Origin of the sequence: Wolbachia endosymbiont of Drosophila tsacasi (assembly GCF_028982115.1) — a bacterium.
Taxonomy (GTDB): Bacteria; Pseudomonadota; Alphaproteobacteria; order Rickettsiales; family Anaplasmataceae; genus Wolbachia; species Wolbachia pipientis_B.
The window spans coordinates 1-4,225 of sequence record NZ_JAPQLJ010000056.1 but is presented as its reverse complement, the minus strand read 5'-3'; the positions used below and the strand labels follow the sequence as shown (position 1 = coordinate 4,225).

Below are 4,225 nucleotides of genomic sequence, written 5' to 3'. Positions count from 1 at the left end.
CAGGTGTCATTCCAGCGCGTGACGCTGAAATCTAGTCTTTATTATGCAGCTACTTATTTAAAGTTAAGTTTCCTGGATCCAAGTAGTCTGGGCACTGCTGTCATAAAGGAACCAGTGTCAACTACTCGGATGATACCTTTTTCTACTTAGTTTGGGTTATGCAAGAAGTCTACTGTCTCCGAATAAACGCATCCTCTTATCTTTTCCTAATTTGTAAAGTTATTTTGTCTATCAATCTGATTCCCAAATAGCAAAATTGTTGTATAATGTTACTTTGAAGTTTTATTTTCAATGCGCAAGTTTGCAATACTCTTTTCTATACTGTTTGCAATAGTTGCTTACTATTTAAACAGTGAGATTATATTTGAAATAGCAAAGCTGTTTAGTGACATATTTGTTAGTTTGTTGAAATTAATAAGTTTACCTTTAGTTTTTCTATCAATAGTTTCCACAATTTCCGGGCTCAAAGACTCAATCGAAATTAAAACCTTAGTTAAGAAAACACTATTTTATACGCTGCTTACAACTATTATAGCTGCGTTTATTGCATTATTGTTTTACCTGCTAATAGACCCAGTGAAAAAAATTTTCATATGTAACACGATAGGAAGTTTGGATAATAACAATTACAGTTACTTTTCATACTTAAAATCACTCATTCCTTCGAATTTTGTGCAAGTTTTTCTTGAAAATAACGTTATTGGTAGCATATTGATCGCTTTTTTGATGGGTGGAGCTATTGTTTCACTTTCAAAAGAAAAGCAGGACATATTACATCAAATATTCTCTGCACTTTTCGATACGTTACTTAAAATTGCTCAGGGGTTACTAAAGCTTGTTCCACTTGCTGTGTGGTCTTTTATTACATGTTTTTTGCACGAATTAAAAGGTGGTAGCGAGTTCTATAGTCTTTTTTGGTACTTTACTTGCATAATGTCTGCAAATTTTGTGCAGGCATTTCTGATTTTACCGCTACTTATGTGGTATAAAGGCATATCACCAATTCAAACGCTGAAAGGGGTTATGCCGGCACTTACACTTGCGTTTTTTTCTAAATCATCCAGTGCAACGCTGCCTACAACCATAGACTGTGTGCAGAACAAGCTAAAGGTGCCAAAGAAATTATCGTCTTTTATTTTACCAATATGCACAACAATTAATATGAATGCATGTGCTGCATTTATACTAATCACTGTGATGTTTGTTGCAGAGATGAATGGATGCGTGTTTTCCTTAAGCGAAATGTTGATATGGATTTTTTTAGCAACTAGTGCAGCAATTGGTAACGCTGGAGTGCCGATGGGGTGCTATTTTATGGCAACTAGTTATCTCATGTCGATGAATGTTCCTCTGCATATTATGGGACTGATTTTGCCTATTTATACAATCATCGATATGTTTGAAACTGCAATAAACGTATGGTCTGATATTTGTATCACTCAGATAATTAATAAAGAATGTAATAGTGAACTTAAAAAATGATATTAGACGAAAATAACCTAATAATAAAAGAATTTAAAGAAGCAGAGGCAATTTTGCATGGGCATTTTGTTTTATCATCCAGGCTGCATAGTGACACATACATACAGTGTGCGAAGATTTTTGAAAATCCAAGCAGAGCCATGAAAGTTTGCGCACTATTAGCAGATAAAATAAAAAAAGAATTAAATAGCTCCATAGATTTAATACTATCTCCTGCAATTGGTGGAATAATCGTGGGTTATGAGATTGGCAGGCAGCTTGGAATAAAGGCAATGTTTTGCGAGCGCGTTAATGGCAAGTTTGAATTACGCCGTGGATTTAAGATCAAAAAGGGTGAGAAAATATTACTTATCGAGGATGTGATAACCACAGGCAAGTCTTCACTTGAAGCAGTGAAATGTGCAGAAGGGGAGGGAGGTAAAGTCATTGCTGAAGCTTCTCTAATAAAGAGGAATAGTGAAACGAAACTGCCTTTTCCTGTCATATCTTTGATTGAATTGAACATCAAAAACTACAGCGAGGAAGAACTTCCAAGTGAATTAAAACAACTACCCGTAACAAAACCTGGGAGTAGAGAATATTTAACAAAGTAATCCTATAATATCTTGGAAACACAGCACAGCTTTAGTTATTTACTCCAATAGTATTTTATGTATACTTATTACTAAATTAATTTTGAAATGATAGAAAATGAACGAATTTAAATCGATCCGAAATATAGCAATAATCGCACACGTTGACCACGGGAAAACTACTTTACTCGATAACATGTTAAAACAAAGTGGCACGTTTCGTGAGAATCAAGAAGTTCAAGAACGAGTGATGGATAGTGGTGACCAAGAGCGTGAACGCGGAATTACAATACTTGCAAAATGCACATCAATAATGTGGGGCGATGAAAAGATCAATATTATTGATACGCCAGGGCACGTGGACTTTGGTGGAGAAGTAGAAAGAGTATTGTGCATGGCAGATGGTGTGTTGCTGCTGGTTGACGCTGCAGAAGGGCCAATGCCACAAACTAAATTTGTGTTGTCAAAAGCACTAAAAGCAAATTTGAAGCCAATTGTGATAATCAATAAGGTCGACCGACCAGACAGCAGGATAGATGAAGTATTAAATGAAATATATGAGTTATTTTTTAACCTTGATGCAACTAACGAGCAGCTAGATTTTCCAGTGTTGTATGCTTCAGGTAGAAATGGCTGGTGTGCTAAGGAGCTTTCTGATGAAAGGAAAGATTTAAGTCCATTATTTTCAACGGTTATAGATTATATAAAACCTTCTGTTTATGATCAAAATGCCCCTTTTGCTATGTTGGTCACTCTACTTGAGTCTGATAAGTTTCTTGGCAGAATATTGACAGGAAAGGTTTATCAGGGCGTTGCAAAAGTCAATTCAGATCTTAAGGTACTTGATCTGGACGGTAAAGTAATTGAACGAGGGAGATTAACTAAGTTGCTCTCATTTTCTGGCTTGAAACGTATCCCAGTAGAACAAGCTGTGGCGGGAGACATAATTGCAATTGCAGGACTTGAGAAAGCTTCAGTTTCTGACACTATAGCAGCACCAGAGGTTACAACTGCAGTGAGCTCAACTCCAGTTGATCCGCCAACGATGGCGATTACTCTGAGTGTTAATGATTCACCTTTTGCCGGACAAGAGGGAACAAAGCTTACCTCAACTGTTATAAAGGATCGTTTATATGCAGAAGCAGAAACAAATGTTGCAATTACCGTAACTTTGGCATCAAGTGGCGAAGCATTTGAAGTGGGTGGCCGTGGTGAGCTACAGCTTGGAGTGTTAATTGAAAATATGAGGAGAGAAGGTTTTGAGCTTTCAGTATCACGCCCTCGCGTTCTATTTAAGGAAGAAGATGGCAAAAAACTTGAACCTATAGAGGAAGTAGTAATTGATGTAGATGATGAATATAGTGGAATTATCATGGAAAAACTCAGCTTCCGAAAAGGTGAAGTGACTGACATGAGACCTTCTGGCAATGGCAGGACAAGATTAACGTTTTTAGTGCCATCAAGAGGATTAATTGGTTATCAAGGAGAGTTTTTAACTGATTCTCGGGGCACAGGCATAATTAACCGTTTATTTCATAGTTATGCTCCACATAAAGGTCCAATTTCTGGAAGGCGCAATGGAGTTTTAATTTCTACAGATAAGGGTGAGGCTGTGGCGTATGCAATTTTCAATTTGCAAGACAGGGGAATTATGTTTATCAAGCCACAGGATAAGGTATATTGTGGCATGGTTGTCGGCCAGCATAGCCGTGACAATGATTTGGAGATAAACGTGCTAAAAGGTAAGCAATTAACAAACGTAAGAGCTTCAGGTAGTGATGAAGCCATAAAACTCACTCCTCCAAAGATAATGACACTGGAGGATATGATAGCGTATATAGATGATGATGAATTGGTGGAAGTAACTCCAAAATCTATACGTTTACGCAAGAAATTCCTTGATCCAAATGAACGTAAGCGTGCAGGAAGGGTAAAGAATAAGGAGTAGAGGTTTCTCTTTATAGGTAATGTTTGTAGCAGTGTACTGTACGAACATTTGTTTTTGTTAAGCACAACAAATGGGCTAGTGCATGACGCACAATTGTACAAACATTGTAGCCGTTATTCAAGTAGTCCGCAGAAACGAAAAACTACTTGACAAGCCTCACCAGCCCCCTTATCATGATAGTGAAGGTATTCAGTTATCTTCATCTGTGCAGATTAAACAGCAA

Annotated in this window: 3 protein-coding genes; all 3 read left to right on the top strand. The window is 37.2% G+C overall.

Annotated features, from left to right (window positions below):
- The first annotated feature begins 291 nt into the window (after positions 1 to 291).
- The 3 genes from OZD70_RS05865 (at position 292) to typA (ending at position 4,002) form a co-directional block, all read left to right on the top strand.
- A complete protein-coding gene (locus OZD70_RS05865; protein ID WP_275021563.1) occupies positions 292 to 1,482 on the top strand; it encodes a dicarboxylate/amino acid:cation symporter in 1,191 nt (396 codons plus the stop codon).
- Positions 1,479 to 2,075: an orotate phosphoribosyltransferase gene (pyrE, locus tag OZD70_RS05860; RefSeq protein WP_275021562.1), complete on the top strand. Its 597-nt coding sequence runs from the start codon at positions 1,479 to 1,481 to the stop codon at positions 2,073 to 2,075. Before OZD70_RS05865 ends, pyrE begins: the two co-directional genes overlap by 4 nt.
- A 97-nt stretch (positions 2,076 to 2,172) precedes the next feature.
- Positions 2,173 to 4,002, top strand: coding sequence for a translational GTPase TypA (typA, locus tag OZD70_RS05855; RefSeq protein WP_275021561.1), 1,830 nt, complete (start codon positions 2,173 to 2,175; stop codon positions 4,000 to 4,002).
- The last annotated feature ends 223 nt before the right edge of the window (positions 4,003 to 4,225 follow it).

What these genes read in the sequence shown, in the direction of transcription:
- OZD70_RS05865 (WP_275021563.1), top strand. Translation starts at nt 292, where the DNA reads ATGCGCAAGTTTGCAATACTCTTTTCTATACTGTTTGCAATAGTTGCT.
- pyrE (WP_275021562.1), top strand. Translation starts at nt 1,479, where the DNA reads ATGATATTAGACGAAAATAACCTAATAATAAAAGAATTTAAAGAAGCA.
- typA (WP_275021561.1), top strand. Translation starts at nt 2,173, where the DNA reads ATGAACGAATTTAAATCGATCCGAAATATAGCAATAATCGCACACGTT.